The organism is Lutibacter sp. (assembly GCF_013139515.1).
Taxonomy (GTDB): domain Bacteria; phylum Bacteroidota; class Bacteroidia; order Flavobacteriales; family Flavobacteriaceae; genus Lutibacter.
This window is the reverse complement of sequence record NZ_WTAR01000009.1, coordinates 1-22,699: the sequence shown is the minus strand read 5'-3', so window position 1 is coordinate 22,699 and position 22,699 is coordinate 1. Positions and strand designations below refer to the sequence as shown.

The window sequence follows — 22,699 nt, the reverse complement described above, 5'->3', positions numbered from 1 at the left end:
ATCAGCATGGTAAAAAGGTTTTACATTTATATTGTCATTAGTATTCCAAATGAGAGTTTTATTGTAATCAGCACCTTTTAAATCGACTTGTATTTTTTGTTTCCATTGTTTAGATGAAAGACCTTCAAACTCATTAAATAAAGTTTTATTCATTATGTTTTGTTTTAAGGCTATCTTCATATTCTATAATAAAAATTTCTTCATTTTCTCTCTTCATATAATATTCTTCTCGAGCAAATTTCTCTATCCCTTCTTCTGTACTTAATTTTTTAATTTCTTTATTGTCTTTGTTAATTTCTTTTATGTAATATTCTTTTTCAGCTTCAAGGTCATCAATGTCATTATTTAATTCTCTATGAATGAGGTAAGAATTACTATCTAAAAACAACATCCAAATTGCATATAGAATAAAAATGATTATAAATACATTTTTGAGTGGCTTTAAGAACTTGCTTTTTAACATTTATAATCTTTCGTTAATAATTGTTCTTACGATATCTACAGCAACAGTATTATATTTATTATTTGGAATAATAATATCTGCATACTCCTTCATAGGCTCAATAAATTGTTGATGCATTGGTTTTAATGTGTTTTGATATCGTGAAAGTACTTCATCGAGATCTCTACCACGCTCTGCTATATCTCGTTTTAAACGACGAATAAGACGCTCATCACTATCAGCATGAACAAATATTTTGATATCAAACAAGTCTCTTAATTCCGGATTTGTTAGAATTAAAATCCCTTCAACAATCATAACTTTTCTAGGATGTGTTAGAACAGTATCCTTTGTTCTATTATGTTGAACAAATGAATATACAGGTTGTTGAACAGGCTTTTTATTTTTTAATTCTTTTAAGTGCTCAGTTAGTAAATCGAAATCAATAGATCTTGGATGGTCAAAATTAATTTTAATACGCTCTTCATAACTTAAGTTGGAGGTGTCTTTATAATAAGAATCTTGAGAAATGACACCAACTTCTCCTTGAGGAAGTTCATTTAAAATTTGATTTACAACTGTTGTTTTACCACAACCAGTTCCACCAGCAATTCCAATAATAAGCATGAATATCTGTTTATATTTAATTAATACAAATTTAAGATTATTTCTTCGGAATAAGTTTAACTATGCCAACATTTTCAACGCCAACATAAATATAACCGTCAGGGCCTTGATTAATACACCTTATACGACCTAAATCATCTAATAAACGTTCTTCTTTTATGACTTTATCATTTTCAATAACACATTTGTTTAAATAATTAAACTTTAGTGACCCAATCAATAAATTTCCATTCCAATCAGGATACGTATCGCTTGTGATAAATTCCATGCCACTAGGAGCGATAGATGGATCCCAGTAGTGAAGGGGTTGTTCCATTCCTGGTAAAGATGTGTTCTTAGTAATTTTCGTGCCTATATAATTAATACCATAGGTTATTTTTGGCCAACCATAATTTTTGCCTGCTTTAATAATGTTAATTTCATCTCCACCTTTTGGGCCATGTTCATGAGTCCAAATTTCTCCTGTAACTGGATGTTTAACCATGCCTTGAGGGTTTCTATGACCATAGGAATAAATAGCTTTTTTAGCATTAGGTATATTTACAAATGGGTTGTCTAATGGGATAGAACCATCATCATGTAGACGGTAAACTTTCCCACAATCACGAGTTATATCTTGAGGATTTGTGTCTCTGTCTCCTCGTTCACCAATTGAGAAATATATAAAGCCTTCGTTATCAAAAGTTATTCTTGAACCAAAATGTTGACCTTTTGTTGAGTTTGGAGACGCTTTGTAAAGTAGTTCCTTTTCAATAAGTGAATTATTCTTAATTTTTGCTCTCATTAAAGCTGTATTACCTCCTTTTTCACTTCCTTCTGGAGACGCATAAGTGAAATAAATCCATCCGTTTTCTTTATAATTTGGATGCAATTTAATATCCATTAAACCACCTTGTCCTCTAACATAAATTTCTGGAAGATTAGTGATTTCAGTTTTAATATTATTGCTAAAATGAATAAGCTTCCCATCTCTTTCTGTAATCAGGATTGAACCGTCTGGTAGGAAAACAAATCCCCAAGGAATATCTAAATCTGGGATAATAATTTCATAAGTATGATTTGAGTTTATCGGGTTTTTATCTTGGGCGCAAGTACAAAAACTTAATAAGAAGATGGTATAGAAAAGAGGTGCTTTAAAACTCATATTTAAATTTTAATAAAGAAGTTACAATTTACAGATATTTATTGTTTGTTTATAAAGAAAAACTATATATTTGCACCTTTATTTTCGGGGTGTACCACGCTTAAGGCGTGGCAGGACGTAGCCCGGTTATCGCGCCACGTTTGGGACGTGGAGGCCGCAGGTTCGAATCCTGCCACCCCGACATTTTAGAGTTACGGGCTCGTAGCTCAGCTGGATAGAGCACCTCCCTTCTAAGGAGGCGGTCAAAGGTTCGAATCCTTTCGGGCTCACAAAAGTCCTTTATAATCACTGATTATAGAGGATTTTTGATTTTGTAGCAATATTAATTGCTAATCTTTTCTATCTTTTTTATTAAAGGTTTCTATTTCGGTTTCAAAAAAAAAGAGAATATAAAATATTATATCGTAAAAGGATTAGTTGGAAAATTACCCTATTCTTGTGAGAGCAAAAGAAACTTTAGAGTTAATTCAGGAAATAAAGGGGGTGAAAATATGTTATATTAAAACATTTCACCACCTTCATTATTATAGTTTCCTTGTGATCTTTCTCTTTTTTTCTTTTGATTAAATCGATAGGTGAAATTTAGTAAAATTTGTCGTTCTCTATATCTAAATTCACTTTGTGAAATGGTATTTTCTGTAAAAGTAGTTGATTCATGTTTTCGAGAATTTAATAAATCACTAACATTTAAAGAAATTGTTCCTTTCTCTTTCAATATATCTTTGCTAAAAGATAGGTTAACACTTATCATAGCTTCTCGTTCAGATAGTGCAGTTTTAGAAGGCCCTCTGTACATTGCTCTTGTTTGCCAATCAATTTTACCAGGTAGGGTAATGCGTGAATTGAAACGAGTAAACCAACTTGTATTATTTGAATTATAGCTAGTTTCATTAAATTCACCAATAGTTTCATATTTATAAAAATTAAAACTATTTGATATTTTCCACCATTTAAAAGGAGTGTAATTGGCTGTAAATTCAAAACCATATCTATCTTGAGTACTTAAATTAATAGGACTTCTAATAATAACAAGTGTTAAATCAGGGTTTAGTTCTGGGTCTGTATCAGGATTATTAGCATCAAACAAAATAGTATTACCATTGCTATCTCTATATTCTTCAGTTTGTACCATTTCAATATTATTTATGGAATGTTGGTAATATACTGAAGAGTTTACTGTAAACTTATTCCATTTTTTTAAATAACTTAAATCAAATGAATTTGTGTATGTTGGGTCTAAATTTATATTCCCAGTTCGTATATATGTTTCACTTATTTGTGATTCAAAAGGATGTAAAAAATAATGATGTGGACGTCTTATTCTTTTGCTATAGCCTAATGTAACACTCTCTGAATCACTAAATTCTAATCCTAAATTTATGGTTGGAAAAAATTCAGAAAACTTTTTATTAAAATCTTCATTAGTTTCAGAAAAATGAATCTTCCTGTCAGTAGCTTCCATTCTTAAACCAAATAAATATGAAAACTTATTTATTTTGTGACCATACTGCGTATAGAGAGAATAAATATTTTGTTCAAAATTTAAGACGTTTGAGAAATTTATATTATTTATATATTGGCCTTCATCAAAATCTTCAACTAAATAATCTACAGTTAATTTGTTTAAATCGGTTTTAAAACCAAACTCAAATTGAGCATCTTCATTTATTGGATATACATAATCTCCTTTAAATAAAATATCTTTTGACTTTTCATCTGTTGTATTCCTTTCAGGGGAGTTTTCAATAAAAATTGGAAATAATTCTGAATCAGTAATTATTGCATTACCATTCTCAGTGGTCTCACCATATTGAAAATCTAACATTAATTTATGACCTTCTTTTTTAAAATCTTGTGTAAAATTTAAAGAGTATTCAAGGGTTTTATCTTTTTCTTTTTCTCTTTCAATACGTTCACTTGTGTACGTTAAAATTTCATTGGCATCAAGTTCATCAATAAGATTTGTAGATAAGTCGGTTCCATTAGAAGTGTTGTATAAAATAGTTCCTATAATAGAACTTTTGTCTGATATATAATATTCTATACCAAACCGTGTGTTAAAACTATTTTTTTCTCTTTCATAATCTATAGCTTCATTTCTATAAGTTGGAGTGAAAGCTGAAGGGGTTAAATTTAGAACGCTGTTAGATGAACTTCCTGGTGCATTTCTATAATAATACCCAGTTGAAGTAAAGAAATTTAATTTTTTTGAACGGAAATTTAAATTAGTTGAACCACCAAAATAATCTGGATTTCCAGCAGTAGTTGTTATTGAGCCGTTAAAACCTAAAGCTTTTCCTTTTCGTAGTATAATGTTTAATATTCCTGCTGTACCTTCAGCATCATAACGAGCTGATGGACTTGTAATTACTTCTACTTTTTCAATAGCATCAGCAGGAAGCTGTCGTAAAGCTTCAGTACTACTTAAGCCAACTAAACCAGAAGGTTTTCCGTTTACTAAAATTCGTACATTTTCATTACCTCGTAAACTTACATTCCCTTCAACACCAACGGTTACAGAAGGAACATTGTCTAAAACGTCAGATGCTGAACCGCCTTTTACAGTCATATCTTTACCAACATTGTAAATTTTCTTATCTAAACGTATTTCAACAGTACTTTTCTCAGCAATAATTTCAATTTCATTTAAGGCTTCAGCATTTATTTGTAAAAAAATGTTCCCTAAATTTGTATTGGAATTAATTACTTTATTTTTAATTGTCTTTGTTTTGAACGAAATAAATTCAATAGAAATGTTATAAGTTCCTTTGGTTACTTCAATTTCAAATTCTCCTTTTTCGTTTGTAATTCCACCAGTAATTTTTTTCCCATTTGAAGGCGTACATATAATGGTAGCATATTCTAAATTTTGCTTAGTTTCGGTATCAATTATTTTACCTGAAACCAATACTTGATTAATACTATTGCTTCTTTGTTGAGCAATAGTATTTATTGATGTAATTATACAAAAAATGAAAACTGTAATTTTAGTCATTAACAATAATTTAAAAATTGAATTTAAGTTAGCAAATATAATTATTGTAGAAATTATATTGTGTTAATGAGTGTTAACAGTTGATGTAAATTTTGCTTTCTTATAAAATAGTTTTGATAAGTTCTGGCGGGCGTCCAATAACAGCTTTTCCATTATTTATAACAATTGGGCGTTCAATTAATTTTGGATTTTCAACCATTGCATTTATAATTTCAGAATCAGACAGCGTTTTGCCTTTATAATTTTCTTTCCAAATAGCTTCATTTTTACGAACTAACTCTAAAGGAGTTATTCCTAGCAGTTTTATAATTTCTAATAATTCTTCTTTTGAAGTTGGTGTTTCTAAATAATTAACAACTTCAAAATTAAATTTTGAATCTTCTAAAATTGCTAAACCTTGTCGGCTTTTGCTACAACGTGGATTGTGATATATTTTCATGAATTAACTTTTGTATAAAAATAAAAAGGAAAGCTTAGTAATTAGGTTTAATATTTTTTTCAGTATCAAAATCAATTCTTCTATCTTTTTTACTTTGATTGAATCTGTATGTAAATGATAAAATAATTGTTCTGTATTTATTTTCAATTAAACTTTTTGAAAAGTAGTTTGTGTCAAAACGGTCTCTATCTGTTACTCTAGATTTAAAAACATCATCTACAGTTAAGCTAATTGTAGCATCTTTGTTAAACAAATCTTTATTAATTGCAGCGCTAGCAAATGTATATGCTTTTCTGGTAGAAAATGGGCCTTTAGAGTCTGTGTAATGTTTTGTATTTATTTGAATATTAAAAAGAGTTGGTATTTTAAGTTGTGCTTGCACACTGAAATTACCTTCTACAATTTCATTATTAAAATCTAAAAGAATAGGTTCATTATTGGTATTAATAGATTCATATGTACCAGTTTGTGCAAAATTATAAAGTATTGCGTAGGCAGTTATATTTAAATTTTTAAACGCTTTAAATGATGTTGTAAAGTCTATTCCATATTGGTCTACTTTTCCAATGTTTCTTGGAGTTGTAATTATTTTTGGTGCGCCATTAATAGTTTCACCAGTTTCAAAAGTTACAAGTTGTGAATAATCATTATATCTTCTAAAAAATAGGGAAGAAGACAACGTGATTTTTTCTTTTGAAAACACATATGATAAGTTTGATAAATCATAATAAATGGGGTCGATATTTTCATTACCAATATAAGATGATGTTTCACTTATTTTTTCTTCAAAAGGCTGTAAATCATGCGGTGTTGGTCTGCTAATCCCTTTTCTATAACTTACACTTAGGCTACTTGAATTGTTTAAGGAGTAATCTATTGATAATGAGGGAAATACATCGTTGTATTTTTTAAGTTGTATGGTGTTTGAATTAACATAATCAATAGTTGCTTCAACAAACTCAGCTCTTAAACCAACATTAAAATACAATTTTTCACCTTCCATTTCATAATCAATAAATCCTTGATGCACATTTTCAGAATAATTAATATCTGTATTAGTTAAGCTTTCCGTATTTATGAAAGGGACATTACCAAATTCACCATTATAACCAATGGCATAATTACTGTTTTTACTTAATGGGCTCTCAAAATTAAGATCAAAAATAGTATTTGTTAAATTTACAGATTCTGTATAATCTTCGTTAGTAAAATTAGGGTTAGAGTTAGTTACTTTGTTATTTTTTCTTTCTTCATCATTTGTGTAAATTACATAAGAAGTTATTTTTCTCCCTTCTTTTTTGAAATTGTGTTCAAATTCAGTAATAACTTCTATAATTTCATTTGTAAAATCACCTAAATAATTACGTTCGTTTGAAGATGTTTCAATGTGAGAAGTATCTAAAAAGTTAGTATTTGTTAAGCTACTAGTATCATAATTTAAATTTGAATAATTTAAACTAGTTGTTAATGTGGTGTTTTTCGAAATGTAAAAATCTGACCCAATAGTACTTACAAAAGTAGTTCGCTTGTTGTTAAAATCACTTTCTTCATTTAAAAATGAAGTAGAAACACCATTGTTAAAATATTCATTTTTATAGCTTGCTGTTGTAATAGGGTTACTATGGCTATAAGAAGTATTTGTGAAAAAATTTACAGTCTTTGATTTATGATTAAGTGTTAGCAAACCACCATAATAATCTTTAACACCACCTGAAGTTGTTATTGAAGCATTTAAACCTTCATCTTTACCTTTTTTAAGGGTAATATTAATTATTCCTGTAGTAGAAGCTTTATATTTTGCTCCAGGATTAGTTATAACTTCCACTTTTTCAATAGAACCTGCGGGTAAGGATTTTATAGCTTCAGCTTTAGTTAATGTTGATGTTTTTCCATTAATCATAACCGTTGCTTTTTGACCTCTAATTGAAATTTCGCCTTCAGGACTTACTGAAACCGATGGAATGTTATTTAATAAATCTGTGACAACACCACTTGCAGCTGAAATATCTTTACCAACATTATAAATAAGTTTATTAGCTTTAAATTCTAACGTGCTTTTTTCACCTATAATCTCAATTTCATCTAAATATTCAGTATCTAATTCTAATTCAATAGTTCCAATATTTAAATCTCTTGTAATGGTAGAAATATTTAAATTTTTTGTTTGGTAAGAAAGATATTCAACGGAAGCATTATAAGTTCCTTCTTCAACGTCAATTGAAAATTTTCCTCTAGCGTTAGTAATTCCACCAAATTTTATTTGATTTAAGTCAGTACTTTTAAAAATAATTGTTGCATCCTCAATTGGTAATTGAGTAGTATTGTCAATTATTTTACCTGATATTGTATAAAGGGGATTATTTTTTTCTTGGCTAAATATAAGTGAAGGGAAAATTATAAATAGCACTAAAAATAGTCTTCTCATATAAAACGTTAATTATTAATTCGTAGCAATTTTTTTATTTAAGTTTTCTTAAAAAAAACATAAATCTTTTTCGAAGTCAAAAATACAAATTAATACGAATAAATAACATTTTATGTAAATTAATTTACTGTTTATTAAATAATTGACAATATAAATGTAATAATATTAAAAGGTAATTTTATGAGTCTTTAATAATTTAACTAGTGGAGAAGCTTTTTTATAATGTATTGCGTTAAAATTTAATTTTTTAGCGGCTTTAATATTTTCTTCATTATCATCTATAAAAAGGGCTTTTTCGGGAGTAATATTGTACCTGTTTAAAATAATGTTATAAATTTTAGGAAAAGGTTTTCTGGTTTTTTCTTGTCCAGAAACTACAACTCCATCAAAATTTTTAAAAAAAGGAAATAATTCTAAAGCTAACTCCCATTTTTCTGCGCTCCAATTTGTTAAAGCATATATTTTATAGTTTCCAGATTCTTTTAATTGATGAAATAGTTCAACATTTTCAGTTATTGAACCAGAAAACATATTTGGCCATTCATTATAAAACAACCGAATCCAATCTTCATATTGTGGAAATTCAGTAATTTTAATAGTTACAGCTTCTTCAATAGTTCTTCCACCATCTTGTTCTATATTCCAGTCGGGTGTGCAAACGGTATTTAAAAACCATTGTACTTTTTCTTCATCTCCATTAAAAACTTTTCTGTAAACATATTCAGGTTTCCAATCTACAAGAACACCTCCTAAGTCAAAAATTATAGTATCAATTTTTTGTTTCATTACAATTCGTTTGAAGTTTCGGTTTGCCCTTGTTGCATTAAATAAGCTTTTATAAAATCGTCTATTTCACCATTCATAACAGCATCAACATTGGCTGTTTCATGAGCAGTTCTAACATCTTTTACTAATTTATAAGGATGAAATACGTAATTTCTAATTTGAGACCCAAACTCAATTTTTAGTTTTCCAGCTTCAATTTCATTCCGTTTTTCACGTTGCTTTTGCAATTCAATTTCATACAATTGAGATTTTAATAATTGCATAGCTTTTGATTTATTTTCTAATTGTGAGCGTGTTTCAGAATTTTCAATTACAATTTCTGAAGGTTTATGGCGTAAACGAACTGCAGTTTCAACTTTATTTACATTTTGTCCACCAGCACCACTTGAACGCATTGTTTCCCACGTAATATCTGCCGGGTTTATATCAATTTCAATGCTATCATCAACTAACGGATATACGTAAACAGACGCAAAAGTAGTATGTCTTTTAGCATTGCTATCAAAAGGAGAAATACGAACCATACGATGTACACCATTTTCACCTTTTAAATAACCAAAAGCATATTCACCTTCAATTTCTATGGTTACAGTTTTAATACCAACAACATCACCCGCCTGAAAATTTAGTTCTTTAACTTTAAACCCTTGTTTTTCACTCCACATTAAATACATACGCATTAACATTTGAGCCCAATCACAACTTTCTGTTCCACCTGCTCCAGCAGTAATTTGAAGCACTGCACTTAAATTATCACCTTCATCAGAAAGCATATTTTTAAACTCAATATTTTCTATAAGAGTTAGTGTATTGTTATACAAATTTTCAATTTCTTCTTCAGAAACTTCGCCTTCTTCATAAAAATCAATCAGCACTAAAATTTCTTCAAAATTGTTTTTTATTTTAGAGAAATCTTCAATCCATTGTTTTTTAGACCGAAGAGCTTTCATAACAATTTCAGCTTCTTTCGGATTGTTCCAAAAATTAGGATTTACAGTTTTTTCTTCTTCGTTTGAAATTTCAATTATTTTCTTGTCAATATCAAGGTAAGTTTTTAACTTGCCAATGCGATCTTGTAATTTATTTATATGCTCGTTAGCTATCATTTATTTAATTAAGAAATACAAAAATAACCTTTCATTTTTAAACTATGCAAATAAATTTAATTAGTGACACAGTTACTAAACCAACTAAAGGAATGTTAGAAGCAATGATGAATGCTGAAGTAGGTGATGATGTTTTTAAAGCAGACCCAACAGTTAATAAATTACAAGATAAACTAGCTAAAATGTTTGGCATGGAAGCCGCTTTGTTTTTTCCTTCCGGTACTATGGCAAATCAGGCAGCTATAAAATTACATACACAGCCTGGTGATAAAATGTTTTGTGATAAATGGGCGCATGTCTATAATTTTGAAGGTGGTGGACCAGCATTTAATGCAGGTGTTACTTCATATTTGTTAGATGGAAAAAGAGGTATGTTTACCGCAAAACAGTTAAAGGAAGCAGTTTCAGGTGGAAGATCGGATATACACACACCATATTCTAGATTGGTTGCTCTTGAAAATACAACCAATAAAGGTGGTGGTGCCTGTTGGAGTTTTGAAGAAATATTGAAAGTAAAAAAAGTATGTGTTAAAAACAATTTGGCATTTCATTTAGATGGTGCTCGCTTGTTTAATGCGATAATTGCTAAAGGAGAAACACCAGAGCAATATGGTAAAGTTTTCGATACTATTTCAATTTGTTTATCAAAAGGATTGGGCGCGCCAGTTGGTTCGGTTTTATTAGGAACAAAAGAACATATGGAGAAAGCACTTAGAATTAGGAAATTATTTGGAGGCGCTATGAGACAGGTAGGTTATTTAGCAGCTGCTGGTATTTATGCTTTAGATAACCACGTTGAAAGATTGGCTATTGACCATACTAGAGCTAAGATAATTGGTACAGCACTTCAAAATTGTGAGTTGGTTAAAAATGTTGAGCCTATTGAAACTAATATTGTAATTTTTAATGTAATAGATTCAATTAATGAACAAGATTTTATTAGCCGTTTAAATGAAGCAGGTATTTTGCTTATATCAATGGGGCAAGGTAAATTACGTATGGTAACACATTTAGATTTTACTGAAGAAATGTTAGAAGTTCTAGTACACACTATTGAACATATTTAAATTTTATAGAATGATGCTTACAAAAAACGGCTTATTTATTATTTTATTAATGTTAAGTGTAACAGGGTTTTCACAATCTGAAATCGATAAAATATTAATCGAAATTTCAACAGCAACTTCAGCAAATAGAATTGAAAGTGATGTGACGACTTTGGTGAATTTTGGGACTAGACATACATTGTCTGATACAATTTCAGGAACAAGAGGTATTGGTGCTGCTCGACGTTGGATCAGTTCGTCATTTAAAAAAGTTTCTGAAGAATGTAATAATTGTTTGGAAGTTAGTTATTTAGAGGATGTGGTTAAAGCTGATGGTAAACGAATAATTAAGGATGTCAAAGTTGTAAATGTTATGGCAATTCAACGAGGTACTTTATATCCAAATCACTATGTAATTATGACAGGAGATATAGATTCTCGTGTTACTGACCCAAATGATTTTACTTCAGATTCACCAGGAGCAAATGATAATGCAACCGGGATGGCAGGAGCTATTGAGGCTTCACGAATTTTAAGTAAGTACAAGTTTCCAGTTTCAATAATTTATGTTGGATTATCTGGTGAAGAGCAAGGATTGTATGGAGGCAAAATTATGGCAAAATATGCAAAAGAACATGGTTGGAACATTATAGGAGTATTAAATAATGATATGATTGGAAATATTCAAGGAATTGATGGAGTAATAGAGAATAGCACTTTTAGAGTTTTTTCAGAAGCCATTTCTATGAAAACTACTGATAGAGAGCGTAATAGTATGCGTTATTATGGAGGTGAAGTAGATGGGACTTCACGACAATTAGCACGTTATATAGATAAAATTACTGATGCATATATGACTAATTTAGATGCAATTATGGTTTATAGGTTAGACAGGTTTGGTAGAGGAGGTCATCATAGACCTTTTAATGATGAAGGTTTTACAGGAGTTAGAATTATGGAAACTCATGAGAACTATAATAGACAACATCAAGATATTAGAGTTGAAGATAATATTGATTATGGTGATGTGTTAGCGGGTGTAAATTTTGACTATGCTGCAAAATTAACAGCTGTAAATTGTTTAACATTGGCATCGTTAGCAGCAGCACCTTTAGCACCTAAAAATGTTATGATAGCAGGAGCAGTTCAACCTTCAACAAGGTTAAAATGGGATATTCCTAGTGATGAAAATATAATTGGATATAAAATTTATTGGAGAGATACAACTTCTCCACAATGGAGTTACAGTAGATTTGTAGGCAAAATAAACGATTATACTTTAAAAAACATTGTAATTGATAATTTTTTATTTGGTGTAGCAAGTGTGAGTAAAAATGGAGCTGAAAGTTTAATTCAATTCCCTAGAAAGTTAATTCCGAATGGAATGTAAATAATAGCAGCGTTTTTCGACTTACTTTATAAATATCAAGGAATGAAAAAATCAATCTTAACGTTATTATTGTATTTTTTAGCGGTTACTAGCTTTTATTCACAATCTACTTTAACAAAAAAGTTAAAAATGTCATATAAATTAGAAATAGCAACTTTAGCAAATGGATGTTTTTGGTGTACTGAAGCAATTTTTCAACGTTTAAAAGGCGTTGAGAGTGTTGCATCAGGTTATTCAGGTGGAATTATTAAAAACCCCACATATGAAGAAATTACAACAGGTACAACTGGTCATGCTGAAGTAATTCAAATTACATTCAATCCTACAATAATTACATTTCAAGAAATTTTGGACGTATTTTTTAGTACACATAACCCAACAACTTTAAATAAGCAAGGATATGACAGGGGAACTCAGTACAGATCGGCTATTTTTTATCATTCAGAAGTACAAAAAAATACTTCAGAAGAATTTATTAAAAGTTTAAGTGAAGCTAACGTTTTTGACAACCTTATAGTTACTGAAGTTACAAAATTTGATGTTTTTTATATTGCTGAAGAATATCATCAAAATTATTATAATAACAATAAAACGAAAGGGTATTGTACAGCAGTTATAAATCCAAAACTAGATAAGTTTATAAAAAAATATGAGTCTAAATTAAAGAAACAATAAAGTAGGCACTTTAGTTGTTATCAATTAATTAAGTAGTTTTGATGAATAAAAAATACACATTATTATTGTTAAGTATTCTTTTTGATGGAATTGGAATGTTATCATTTGTAATACCAATGGTAGGTGAATTTTCTGATATTATTTGGGCACCTTTATCAGCCTTTTTAATTTACAAAATGTATAAAGGAGTTGAAGGTAAAGTAGGAAGTTTGGTAACTTTTATTGAAGAAATAGGCGTTTTTGGAACTGATTTTTTACCAACATTTACTTTAACTTGGATTTATAAATACATAATAAAAAAAGATAAAGAAGATTAATTTTCTTTAAAAAATCTTTTAAAACCCATTCTCATCAACATTTTTTTTGTGAAAAAATTCCAAAAGAAATTAAATTGTCCAAAAAAGAAGCCAACTAATGGTAATGTAAGTTGGTAAATAAAGAAAATTAAAAGAATTCTAACTGGCCAAAACAACCAAGGACTTGTAGTTTCGTAATCTAAACCAATAAATTCAGTCAAAGGTCTTGCTATCCAGGCAGCAAAAGAACCGTTAATTGAAAAAACAATTAAAATAAGTAGTACTTGAAAGTTGGAAGTTAATCCCCAGCGTTGTTTTAATTTTTCCATTTATTATAAATTCGTTGCAAAAGTACATTTATCTTTTAAACGACAAAATTTCAACTTTAAAAAAAACAGTTAAGTTTAAAATTACTTTTTCAATACACTTTTAGGAACAAATCCATCAACATTTCCACCATTTCTTAATATATCACGTACAATACTTGAACTTATAAAAGAAGTATCGGCTGATGTTAATAAAAATACAGTTTCAATATTTGATAGTTTTCTATTGGTTTGTGCAATTGCTTTTTCAAATTCAAAATCGGCTGGATTTCTTAAACCTCTAAGTATAAAATCTACATTTAATTTTTCGCAAATATCAATAGTTAACCCGGCATAAGTTTCAACTTTTATTTTTGGTTCATGGGCATAATTTTCTTTGATAAACTTTACACGATCTTCAAGTGAAAACATGTATTTTTTATCAGCATTTATACCAATTGCTATAATAATTTCATCGAACAAAGGCAATGCTCTGTTAATAATATCTACGTGCCCTAAAGTTATTGGATCAAACGATCCTGGAAAAATTGCTCTTCTCATACTTAATTGTTTAAAGCCATTTCTATGGCATTATGAAAAAGTTCTTGTAAACTTATGCCTGCTTCAGCTGCTTGTTGCGGGATTATACTTGCGTTTGTTAAACCCGGTACGGTATTCATTTCTAAAAAGTAAGGCTCGTTATGCACCAAAATAAATTCGGAACGTGTAAAACCACTTATATTTAGTAGTTGGTATATTTGGGTTGCTATTTTTTCTAGTTTTTGGTGTGTTTCATTTGAAATTTGTGCTGGTGTAATTTCTTCGCTCTTTCCTAAATATTTGGCTTCATAATCAAAAAAGTCATTTTCGGTTACAATTTCAGTCATTGGTAATACTTTAATTTTGCCCTTGTAATTTAAAACACCAACACTAATTTCAGGGCCATCTAAAAATTCTTCAATTAAAATTTGAGAATCTTCAATAAATGCTTTTTCAATGGCAGGAATAATTTCTTCCTTTGTTTTAGCTTTTGAAATTCCATAACTTGAACCTGCATTGTTTGGTTTTACAAAACACGGTAATCCTACTTTTTGAATAATTGTATCAACATTAATTTCATCGCCTTTATTTATATAGTAAGATTTTGCTGTTTTAATACCGTATTGTTTTACAACACTTAGTGTATCTCGTTTATTAAAAGTAAGTGCCATTTGGTAAAATGGTGCAGAGGTGTGTTTTAATCCAATCAAATCAAAATAAGCTAAAATTGTTCCGTCTTCACCGGGATGTCCGTGAATTGCATTAAAAACACAATCAAAAGTTATTTTATAGCCATTAATATTGGTTGAGAAATCGTGTTTATTTATAGGGTATTCAATCTTTTCATTATCAACTACTACCCACTTGTTTTTAAGTATATGAACATTGTAAGTGTTGTATACTTCTTTTGAAATATTTTGAGAAACTACGGCGCCACTTTTCAATGAAATTTCAGCTTCAGAAGAATAGCCGCCCATAATAATGGCAATATTTTTTTTCATTATAATTTTATAACTTTAAATACAAACTTACATATTTAAAGTTAAAAGTAGAAAGGATTAATTTGTAAATTTTAGATTTTTGAGTTTGCTTTTTAAATAAACAAAGCTAGATTTAAACAACAATTTTTGAATTTGTAAGTTGGTATTTATAAAGTATCTTTGCTCAAAATCAAAATAAGAAATATGAGTCTAATTCAGTTTGTGAAATCAAAAACGTTTTTAAGACAACTATTAATAGCGGTTGTTGGTTTGGTCATATTTATTTTTGCAGTTATGAAGTGGTTGAGTATTTCAACAAACCATAGTCAAAAAATAGAAGTTCCAAACTTAGAAAAAATGACTTTGATTGAAGTTGAAAAAGTATTAGAAGAATTAGATTTAAACTTTGAAGTAATAGATTCAGCAAGTTACAATCCAAAATTCCCTAATAAATCAGTAATTGATCAAGATCCAGAAGTTGGTGATTTTGTAAAAGAAAATAGAAAAATATACTTAACATTAAACCCTTCAAACTATGCAAATGTTGAAATGCCAGATTTGTATGGGAAAACTAAACGCCAAGCATATTCGCAATTATTGGCTATTGGTTTTAGAATTAATTCAAAGGAACTTTACGTTTCAGATATTGCTAAAGATGTTGTAAGAGGATTAAAATTTAACGGTAAGGATTTAAAAACAGGAGCTAAAATTCCTAAAAACTCTTTAATTACTTTAAAATTAGGTGATGGAAGAGGAAAAGGACGTTATAAACAAACTATAGTAGAATAAGATAAATGAAGGCTGAAGAAATAGAACAAGAAGAATTTTACGAGCATTTTAAATATGTTGCTCATGATGGACAAGAGCCGTTAAGAGTTGACAAATTTTTAATGAATTTTGTTGAAAATACAACAAGAAACAAAGTGCAACAAGCTGCAAAAGCTGGTAATATTTTGGTAAATGAAGTTCCTGTAAAATCAAATTACAAAGTAAAGCCAAAAGATGTAGTTAGAGTAGTTTTAGCACATCCGCCACATGAAAATTTATTGGTTGCCGAAGATATTCCTTTAGATATTTTATTTGAAGACGATCAGGTAATTGTGGTTAACAAACCTGCCGGAATGGTTGTGCATCCGGGTCATGGAAATTATAGTGGTACTTTGGTAAATGCATTAATACATCATATAGAAAATTTACCTACAAATTCTAATGAAAGACCTGGTTTGGTTCATAGAATTGATAAAGATACTAGTGGTTTATTGGTTGTTGCAAAAACTGAATTTGCAATGGCTCATTTATCTAAGCAATTTTTTAACAGAACTACTGAACGATTATATTACGCATTAGTTTGGGGAAATGTTGTTGAAGATGAAGGTAAAATTGAAGGCCATATAGGTAGAAGTTTAAAAAACAGATTGCAAATGAGCGTTTTTCCTGATGGTGAATTTGGGAAATCAGCAATTACACATTATAAAGTTATTGAACGTTTTAGCTATGTTACACTTGTACAATGTAAGTTAGAAACAGGCAGAACTCATCAAATTAGAGCGCATTTTAAGCATATTGGACATACACTTTTTAACGATGAACGTTATGGTGGTAATGATATATTAAAAGGTACAACTTTTACCAAGTATAAGCAGTTTGTAGATAATTGTTTTAAGGTGTTGCCTAGGCAAGCTTTACACGCAAAAACATTGGGGTTTGAGCATCCAACTACAAAAGAATTTTTACAATTTAATTCAGAAGTTCCTCAAGATATTGTTGAATGTTTAGAGAAATGGAGAACTTATACTGAAAATCAAAAGTACTAGTATGAAAGAAATTGATATTGAAAAGTGGGAACGAAAATCACAATTTAATTTTTTTAAAAATTACGAAGATCCTTTTTTTAATATTACAGCCAATTTAGAGGTTACAAACCTTTATAAATTTTGTAAAACACACAATTTATCCTTTTTCTTAGGAAGTTTATATACCGCAATACATTCAATTAATAAAATCCCTGAATTTCAACTACGTTTAAGAGATGGGAAAGTTTATAAATGCGATTTAATTCATATTGATTCTACTATTTTAAATGATGACAATACGTTTTCTTTTTGCCATTTTGAATATAAATCTTCAATTTTCGAATTTGTTGCTAATGGTAAATCAGTAATTGAGAATCATAAAAAGGGAAAGTTATTTGATCCAAGAGAAGATGCATTAGATATTGTACACAGTACAACAATACCTTGGGTTTCTTTAACAAGTTTTAAACATGCTAGGAATGGTAATGAGCGTGAAATAGGGATTCCAAAACTTGTTTTCGGTAAATTTTTTAATGAGAATAATGTTAAGAAAATGCCTTTCTCTATTGAAGTTCATCACGCATTAATGGATGGTTTACAGGTAGGTTTACTTTTTGAAAAAATGCAACAATATATTAATGACTTAGTATAAGTTTTAACTATTTCAGAATAACTTCATTGTATTAAATGTATTGTTTAAAGAAATTATATAGTTGTATTTTTACTTCGCATTAAAAAAATAGGAAATGAAAATAGTAATATCACCTGCCAAGTCATTAGATTTTGAAACTAAAGTGCCAACATCACAATTTACACAAGGTGCTTTTTTAAATGAAGCTTCAACATTAAATTCAGTTTTAAAAAAGAAATCACCTAAAAAAATATCAGAGTTAATGAGTATATCTCCAAATTTGGGAGAATTAAACTGGCAACGAAATCAAGATTGGGAATTACCTTTTACCTTAGATAATGCAAGGCAAGCTGTTTTTGCATTTAAAGGAGATGTTTATATTGGCCTAGATACGTATACACTTTCAGAAGATAAAATTGAGAAAATTCAAGATAAATTAAGAATCTTATCAGGACAATATGGTTTGTTAAAACCATTAGATTTAATGCAACCATATCGTTTAGAAATGGGAACTAAATTAAAAGTTGGCCGTAAAGAAAATTTATATCAATTTTGGAATGAATCTGTTACAGAATCCTTAAATGAAGAATTAAAAGAAGATGAAGTTTTTATAAATTTAGCTAGTAATGAATACTTTAAAGTAATAAAACCAAACTTATTAAAAGTGCCCGTAATAACTCCAGTATTTAAAGATTATAAAAATGATAAGTTAAAAATAATTAGTTTTTTTGCAAAAAAGGCAAGAGGTTTAATGGTGCGTTTTATAATTGATAATGCAATTGAAACAATTGAGGGTTTAAAGAAGTTTAATTGTGAAGGTTATGCTTTTGATAGTAATTTATCTTCAGAAAAAGAATTAGTTTTTACACGATAAATAAAAAAAACACCTGAAAATCAGGTGTTTTTTGTTAGTAAGAATGTCGTTTGTGTTTAGTATTTTGATTCTTGTCCTAATTCTTTTACTAATAAATAGTAAACAATTGCTCTATATTTATTTCTATTAGACTTCCCAATTTTTTCAATAACTGAAGCAATGGCATTATCTAATTTAGCTCCATCTGAAAGACCCAATTTTTTAATAAGAAAATTATTTTTTACAGTTGCTAATTCTTTAGCATCAGATCCAGATACAGTTTCAGCATCAGCTTTATATATTGAAGGACCTAAGCCTTTAGTAACTTTTGCAAATAAATCAGCATCAAAGCTAATACCTAAATCTTTCATTGCACCTTGGTAAAGTGCTAATTTTTCATCAAATTTACTCATGAATAACGATTTTTTTTATTAATAATTTAAGTTTCTTAAAATCAAATATAAAAAATATTATTAGTTATACGTGGATTTATTTTAACAATCTGAAATATTTACACTTACAGCAAGTCCACCTTCCGAAGTTTCTTTATATTTTGAGTTCATATCTTTAGCGGTTTCCCACATGCTTTCAATTACTTTATCTAAAGGTACTTTTGCGTGATATGCATCTGATTCTAAAGCTAATTCAGCCGCGTTAATTGCTTTAATAGCTCCCATAGCATTACGCTCAATGCATGGTATTTGAACCAAACCTCCAATTGGATCGCAGGTTAATCCTAAATGATGTTCCATAGCAATTTCACTTGCCATTAAAACTTGTTCAGGAGTTCCTCCAAGTAGCTCAGTTAAAGCACCAGCCGCCATTGCTGATGAAACACCAATTTCAGCTTGACAGCCTCCCATTGCGGCAGAAATTGTAGCTCCTTTTTTAAAAATGCTTCCAATTTCACCGGCAACTAATAAAAATTGTTTTATTTCATTAAAATTTGCTTCGTGATTTTCAATTACCAAGTAGTACATTAAAACAGCAGGAATTACCCCAGCACTACCATTAGTAGGAGCAGTTACTACTCTTCCTAAAGAAGCGTTTACTTCATTTACCGCAAGCGCAAAACAACTTACCCATTTTAAAATTTGTCTAAATTTAACTTCGGTTTTCCGTATGGTTTTTAGCCATTCAGAAGATGAGTTATAAGAAAAATCTCCAATCAATTTTTTATGAATATTAAAAGCTCGTCTTCTAACATTTAAACCTCCAGGTAAACTGCCTTCAGTATGGCAACCGGTATACATACTTTCTAGCATTGTATTCCAAACTCTATGAATTTCAATATCAATTTCAGCATCAGTTCTAAGTGATCTTTCGTTTTCTAATACAATTTCTGAAATTTTTAATTGCTTTTGTTTACAATAAGTTTCTAATTCTTTGGCTTTTTGTATTGGAAATGGGAATGTTTTTTGAATCTCAATATTTTCTTTTGCGTGAATAAGTTCTTCCCTAACAACAAAACCACCGCCAATAGAGTAGTAGGTGTCTGATGAAATTTCTATATTATTTTTAAACCCAGTAAATTTCATGCCATTTGCATGAAAAGCTAAAAATTTTTTATTAAATGTTATATCTTTATTTGAATCAAAAGAAATGATAGAATTATTGCCAAACTTCAACTGTTTTGAAGTTTTAATTAAATGTGTCAGAGACATAATTTTATTGGTCGCAATATATTCAGGATCACTACCAGCTAAGCCTAAAATAATTGCTAAATCTGTTGCATGTCCTTTTCCAGTTAATGATAATGAACCATATAAATCAACTTTAATTGCAGTGATATCTTCAAATAAATCAACTTTTTTTAAATGGTTAATCCACCTTTCAGCTGCACGCCACGGACCTAATGTATGAGAACTGGACGGGCCAATTCCAATTTTAAGCATATCAAAAACTGAGATACATTCCATTAATGAGTTTTAATTTTTTAGAGCGCAAAGATATGCTTTTGTAAATGATATAAAATGTCAATTTAACAAGAAAAAGTAGTGTTTATAAATTTATTAAATGACAAATAAATAAAACTTCGTATCTAATTGTGACAACTTGACATATTTTTTTCAATGGCATAATCATTGACTATTTCAAGTTGTTAAGTTAAAAAAATAAAAATCCAAAATAAAAAGTATAGTTATGGGTAAAATAATAGGAATAGATTTAGGAACAACCAACTCATGTGTTTCTGTAATGGAAGGAAATGAACCAGTTGTAATTCCTAATGCTGAAGGTAAAAGAACAACACCTTCAATTGTTGCATTTATAGAAGGAGGAGAAAGAAAAGTAGGTGATCCTGCAAAACGTCAGGCAGTTACAAACCCTTTAAAAACGATTTATTCAATTAAACGTTTTATGGGTAATAAATATTCTGAATCTAAAATGGAAGCAGAACGTGTACCTTATAAAGTTGTAAAAGGAGATAATGATACACCTCGTGTAGATATTGATGGTAGATTATACACGCCTCAAGAAATTTCAGCAATGATTCTTCAAAAAATGAAGAAAACAGCGGAAGATTATTTAGGAACTGAAGTTTCTGAAGCAGTTGTTACTGTACCAGCATATTTTAATGATGCACAGCGTCAGGCAACTAAAGAAGCTGGTGAAATTGCAGGTTTAAAAGTAAGTCGTATTATAAATGAACCAACTGCTGCGGCATTGGCTTATGGTATGGATAAAAAAGGTGTTGATCAAAAAATTGTTGTTTTTGACTTTGGTGGAGGAAGACATGATGTTTCAATATTCGAATTAGGAGATGGTGTTTTTGAAGTATTATCAACAGATGGTGATACGCATTTAGGAGGTGATGATGTAGATCAAAAAATAATTGATTGGTTAGCTGCAGAATTTGAAGCAGAAGAATCAATAGATTTACGTAAAGACCCAATGGCTTTACAACGTTTAAAAGAAGCTGCGGAAAAAGCAAAAATTGAATTATCATCTTCGGCTACAACCGAAATTAATTTACCTTATGTTACTGCAACAGCAAGCGGACCAAAACACTTAGTGCGTAGTTTAACAAAAGCTAAATTTGAACAACTAATAGACGATTTAATTAAAAGAACTATTGAGCCTTGTAAAACTGCATTAAACGGTGCCGGTTTATCAACAGGTGATATTGATGAAGTTATTTTAGTAGGTGGTTCAACTCGTATTCCTGCAGTTGTTGAAGCTGTTGAGAAATTCTTTGGAAAAACACCTTCAAAAGGTGTAAATCCTGATGAAGTTGTTGCAATTGGAGCAGCTATTCAAGGAGGAGTTTTATCGGGTGATGTAAAAGATGTATTATTATTAGATGTTACACCATTATCTTTAGGTATTGAAACTATGGGTAATGTATTAACTAAATTAATTGAAGCTAATACTACAATCCCAACTAAAAAATCACAAGTATTTTCAACTGCTGCAGATAATCAGCCTTCAGTAGAAATTCACGTATTACAAGGTGAGCGTGCAATGGCTGCAGATAATAAAACTATTGGTCGTTTTCATTTAGATGGAATTCCACCAGCACAAAGAGGTACACCTCAAATTGAAGTGACTTTTGATATTGATGCAAATGGTATTATTCACGTAACAGCAGGAGATAAAGCAACAGGAAAAACACAAGACATTAGAATTGAAGCTTCTTCTGGTTTAACTGATGAAGAAATTCAAAAAATGAAAGCTGATGCTGAAGCAAATGCCGATGTTGATAAAGCAGCAAAAGAAACTGCTGAAAAAATTAACGGAGCTGACTCTATGATTTTTCAAACAGAAAAACAACTAAAAGAGTTTGGAGAAAAGTTGTCAGCTGATAAAAAAGACCCAATTGAAGCTGCACTTACTGAATTGAAAAAAGCTCATGAATCTAAAGATATTGCACAAATTGATGCTGCAATGGAGAAGATTAATGAAGCTTGGAAAGTAGCAAGTGAAGAAATGTACAAAGCGCAACAAGAAACTGAAGGACAAGGTGCGCCAGCAGGTGATGCAGGAGCAGAGCAACCTAAAGATGAAGGAGATAATGTTGAAGATGTTGACTTTGAAGAAGTAAAAGAAGATAAATAATATCTTTTAAATATTTTTAAAAAGGCTTCCAATTTGGAAGCCTTTTTTTGTTTTAGGATTTGTTAAACGGGAGATAAGTTCCATTGGTCGACAGTTAAGATTTGGTTAACTAATTTTCTAGAAATAAGCTTAGATGTGCTTGTACATTTGTGACAAGATTAATTAACAAG

22 protein-coding genes, 2 tRNA genes and 1 pseudogene are annotated in these 22,699 nt (G+C 29.7%); 11 read left to right on the top strand and 14 right to left on the bottom strand.

The genetic code is table 11. The features are described 5' to 3' along the window. The 4 genes and pseudogenes from GQ540_RS00955 to GQ540_RS00940 all read right to left on the bottom strand — a co-directional run. Positions 1-153: pseudogene (locus GQ540_RS00955) on the bottom strand (methylmalonyl-CoA mutase); the annotation flags it as partial. Then, on the bottom strand, positions 146-463 hold the full coding sequence (locus GQ540_RS00950) for a septum formation initiator family protein (RefSeq protein ID WP_291795976.1): 318 nt from the start codon (positions 461-463) through the stop codon (positions 146-148). The pseudogene GQ540_RS00955 and the gene GQ540_RS00950, both read right to left, overlap by 8 nt. Further along, positions 464-1,069: a uridine kinase gene (gene udk / locus GQ540_RS00945; RefSeq protein ID WP_291795973.1), complete on the bottom strand. Its 606-nt coding sequence runs from the start codon at positions 1,067-1,069 to the stop codon at positions 464-466. A 37-nt stretch (positions 1,070-1,106) separates the two neighbouring features. Then, the gene (locus GQ540_RS00940) at positions 1,107-2,213 is read right to left on the bottom strand and encodes a PQQ-dependent sugar dehydrogenase (protein WP_291795970.1); all 1,107 of its coding nucleotides are present in this window, start codon (positions 2,211-2,213) and stop codon (positions 1,107-1,109) included. A gap of 111 nt (positions 2,214-2,324) precedes the next feature. Between GQ540_RS00940 and GQ540_RS00935 the strand changes: the two genes are divergently transcribed. Continuing rightward, positions 2,325-2,394: transfer RNA gene (locus tag GQ540_RS00935), tRNA-Pro, on the top strand. 14 nt (positions 2,395-2,408) lie between these two features. Next, positions 2,409-2,482 (top strand) — tRNA-Arg (locus GQ540_RS00930). A gap of 230 nt (positions 2,483-2,712) precedes the next feature. On the opposite strand, the gene GQ540_RS00925 is transcribed toward GQ540_RS00930, so the two are convergent. The 5 genes from GQ540_RS00925 to prfB form a co-directional block, all read right to left on the bottom strand. Next, positions 2,713-5,208 carry an outer membrane beta-barrel protein gene (locus GQ540_RS00925; RefSeq protein WP_291795967.1) on the bottom strand — a complete coding sequence of 832 codons (2,496 nt, stop codon included), beginning with the start codon at positions 5,206-5,208 and terminating at the stop codon, positions 2,713-2,715. 100 nt (positions 5,209-5,308) lie between these two features. After that, complete coding sequence (gene arsC, locus GQ540_RS00920) at positions 5,309-5,647, bottom strand: arsenate reductase (glutaredoxin) (protein ID WP_291795964.1); 339 nt, start codon at positions 5,645-5,647, stop codon at positions 5,309-5,311. A 34-nt stretch (positions 5,648-5,681) separates the two neighbouring features. Further along, on the bottom strand, positions 5,682-8,072 hold the full coding sequence (locus GQ540_RS00915) for an outer membrane beta-barrel family protein (protein ID WP_291795959.1): 2,391 nt from the start codon (positions 8,070-8,072) through the stop codon (positions 5,682-5,684). Positions 8,073-8,237: 165 nt separating this feature from the next. Further along, positions 8,238-8,858: an HAD family phosphatase gene (locus GQ540_RS00910; RefSeq protein WP_291795956.1), complete on the bottom strand. Its 621-nt coding sequence runs from the start codon at positions 8,856-8,858 to the stop codon at positions 8,238-8,240. Next, a complete protein-coding gene (gene prfB / locus GQ540_RS00905) occupies positions 8,858-9,964 on the bottom strand; it encodes a peptide chain release factor 2 (protein WP_291795954.1) in 1,107 nt (368 codons plus the stop codon). The genes GQ540_RS00910 and prfB overlap by 1 nt, the downstream gene beginning before the upstream one ends. 44 nt (positions 9,965-10,008) lie before the next feature. Here prfB and GQ540_RS00900 point away from each other — a divergent pair, with 44 nt between their 5' ends. Genes GQ540_RS00900 through GQ540_RS00885 form a run of 4 tightly spaced genes read left to right on the top strand, consistent with a single transcriptional unit; the run spans position 10,009 to position 13,392 of the window. Continuing rightward, positions 10,009-11,031: a low specificity L-threonine aldolase gene (locus GQ540_RS00900; protein WP_291795952.1), complete on the top strand. Its 1,023-nt coding sequence runs from the start codon at positions 10,009-10,011 to the stop codon at positions 11,029-11,031. A 10-nt stretch (positions 11,032-11,041) separates the two neighbouring features. Continuing rightward, entirely contained in the window at positions 11,042-12,400 is a 1,359-nt protein-coding gene (locus tag GQ540_RS00895; RefSeq protein ID WP_291795949.1) for a M28 family metallopeptidase, read from the top strand. Positions 12,401-12,442: 42 nt separating this feature from the next. After that, on the top strand, positions 12,443-13,075 hold the full coding sequence (gene msrA, locus GQ540_RS00890) for a peptide-methionine (S)-S-oxide reductase MsrA (RefSeq protein WP_291795946.1): 633 nt from the start codon (positions 12,443-12,445) through the stop codon (positions 13,073-13,075). 41 nt (positions 13,076-13,116) lie between these two features. After that, complete coding sequence (locus GQ540_RS00885) at positions 13,117-13,392, top strand: hypothetical protein (protein ID WP_291795944.1); 276 nt, start codon at positions 13,117-13,119, stop codon at positions 13,390-13,392. Here the strand turns inward: GQ540_RS00885 and GQ540_RS00880 are convergent. The 3 genes from GQ540_RS00880 to GQ540_RS00870 form a co-directional block, all read right to left on the bottom strand. Then, positions 13,389-13,700, bottom strand: a complete 312-nt coding sequence (locus GQ540_RS00880; RefSeq protein ID WP_291795941.1) for a DUF6787 family protein — start codon at positions 13,698-13,700, stop codon at positions 13,389-13,391. The genes GQ540_RS00885 and GQ540_RS00880 overlap by 4 nt on opposite strands. Positions 13,701-13,781: 81 nt before the next feature. Next, positions 13,782-14,237: a pantetheine-phosphate adenylyltransferase gene (gene coaD, locus GQ540_RS00875; RefSeq protein WP_291795938.1), complete on the bottom strand. Its 456-nt coding sequence runs from the start codon at positions 14,235-14,237 to the stop codon at positions 13,782-13,784. 2 nt (positions 14,238-14,239) lie between these two features. Beyond that, positions 14,240-15,217: a D-alanine--D-alanine ligase gene (locus GQ540_RS00870; protein ID WP_291795935.1), complete on the bottom strand. Its 978-nt coding sequence runs from the start codon at positions 15,215-15,217 to the stop codon at positions 14,240-14,242. Positions 15,218-15,400: 183 nt separating this feature from the next. Between GQ540_RS00870 and GQ540_RS00865 the strand changes: the two genes are divergently transcribed. From GQ540_RS00865 to yaaA, 4 genes are all read left to right on the top strand, one after another. Further along, complete coding sequence (locus GQ540_RS00865; RefSeq protein WP_291795931.1) at positions 15,401-15,985, top strand: PASTA domain-containing protein; 585 nt, start codon at positions 15,401-15,403, stop codon at positions 15,983-15,985. Positions 15,986-15,990: 5 nt separating this feature from the next. Next, positions 15,991-17,010 (top strand): RluA family pseudouridine synthase, encoded by a 1,020-nt coding sequence (locus GQ540_RS00860; protein ID WP_291795929.1) that lies wholly within the window; start codon positions 15,991-15,993, stop codon positions 17,008-17,010. Position 17,011: 1 nt separating this feature from the next. Beyond that, the gene (locus tag GQ540_RS00855) at positions 17,012-17,641 is read left to right on the top strand and encodes a CatA-like O-acetyltransferase (protein ID WP_291795924.1); all 630 of its coding nucleotides are present in this window, start codon (positions 17,012-17,014) and stop codon (positions 17,639-17,641) included. A gap of 94 nt (positions 17,642-17,735) precedes the next feature. Continuing rightward, positions 17,736-18,494: a peroxide stress protein YaaA gene (gene yaaA / locus GQ540_RS00850; RefSeq protein ID WP_291795921.1), complete on the top strand. Its 759-nt coding sequence runs from the start codon at positions 17,736-17,738 to the stop codon at positions 18,492-18,494. 56 nt (positions 18,495-18,550) lie between these two features. On the opposite strand, the gene GQ540_RS00845 is transcribed toward yaaA, so the two are convergent. Further along, entirely contained in the window at positions 18,551-18,886 is a 336-nt protein-coding gene (locus tag GQ540_RS00845) for a DUF2853 family protein (protein ID WP_291795918.1), read from the bottom strand. Between the two features lie 81 nt (positions 18,887-18,967). After that, complete coding sequence (locus GQ540_RS00840) at positions 18,968-20,392, bottom strand: L-serine ammonia-lyase (RefSeq protein WP_291795915.1); 1,425 nt, start codon at positions 20,390-20,392, stop codon at positions 18,968-18,970. Positions 20,393-20,615: 223 nt separating this feature from the next. On the opposite strand from GQ540_RS00840, the gene dnaK reads away from it, so the two are divergent. Next, positions 20,616-22,529: a molecular chaperone DnaK gene (dnaK, locus tag GQ540_RS00835; protein WP_291795912.1), complete on the top strand. Its 1,914-nt coding sequence runs from the start codon at positions 20,616-20,618 to the stop codon at positions 22,527-22,529. The last annotated feature ends 170 nt before the right edge of the window (positions 22,530-22,699 follow it).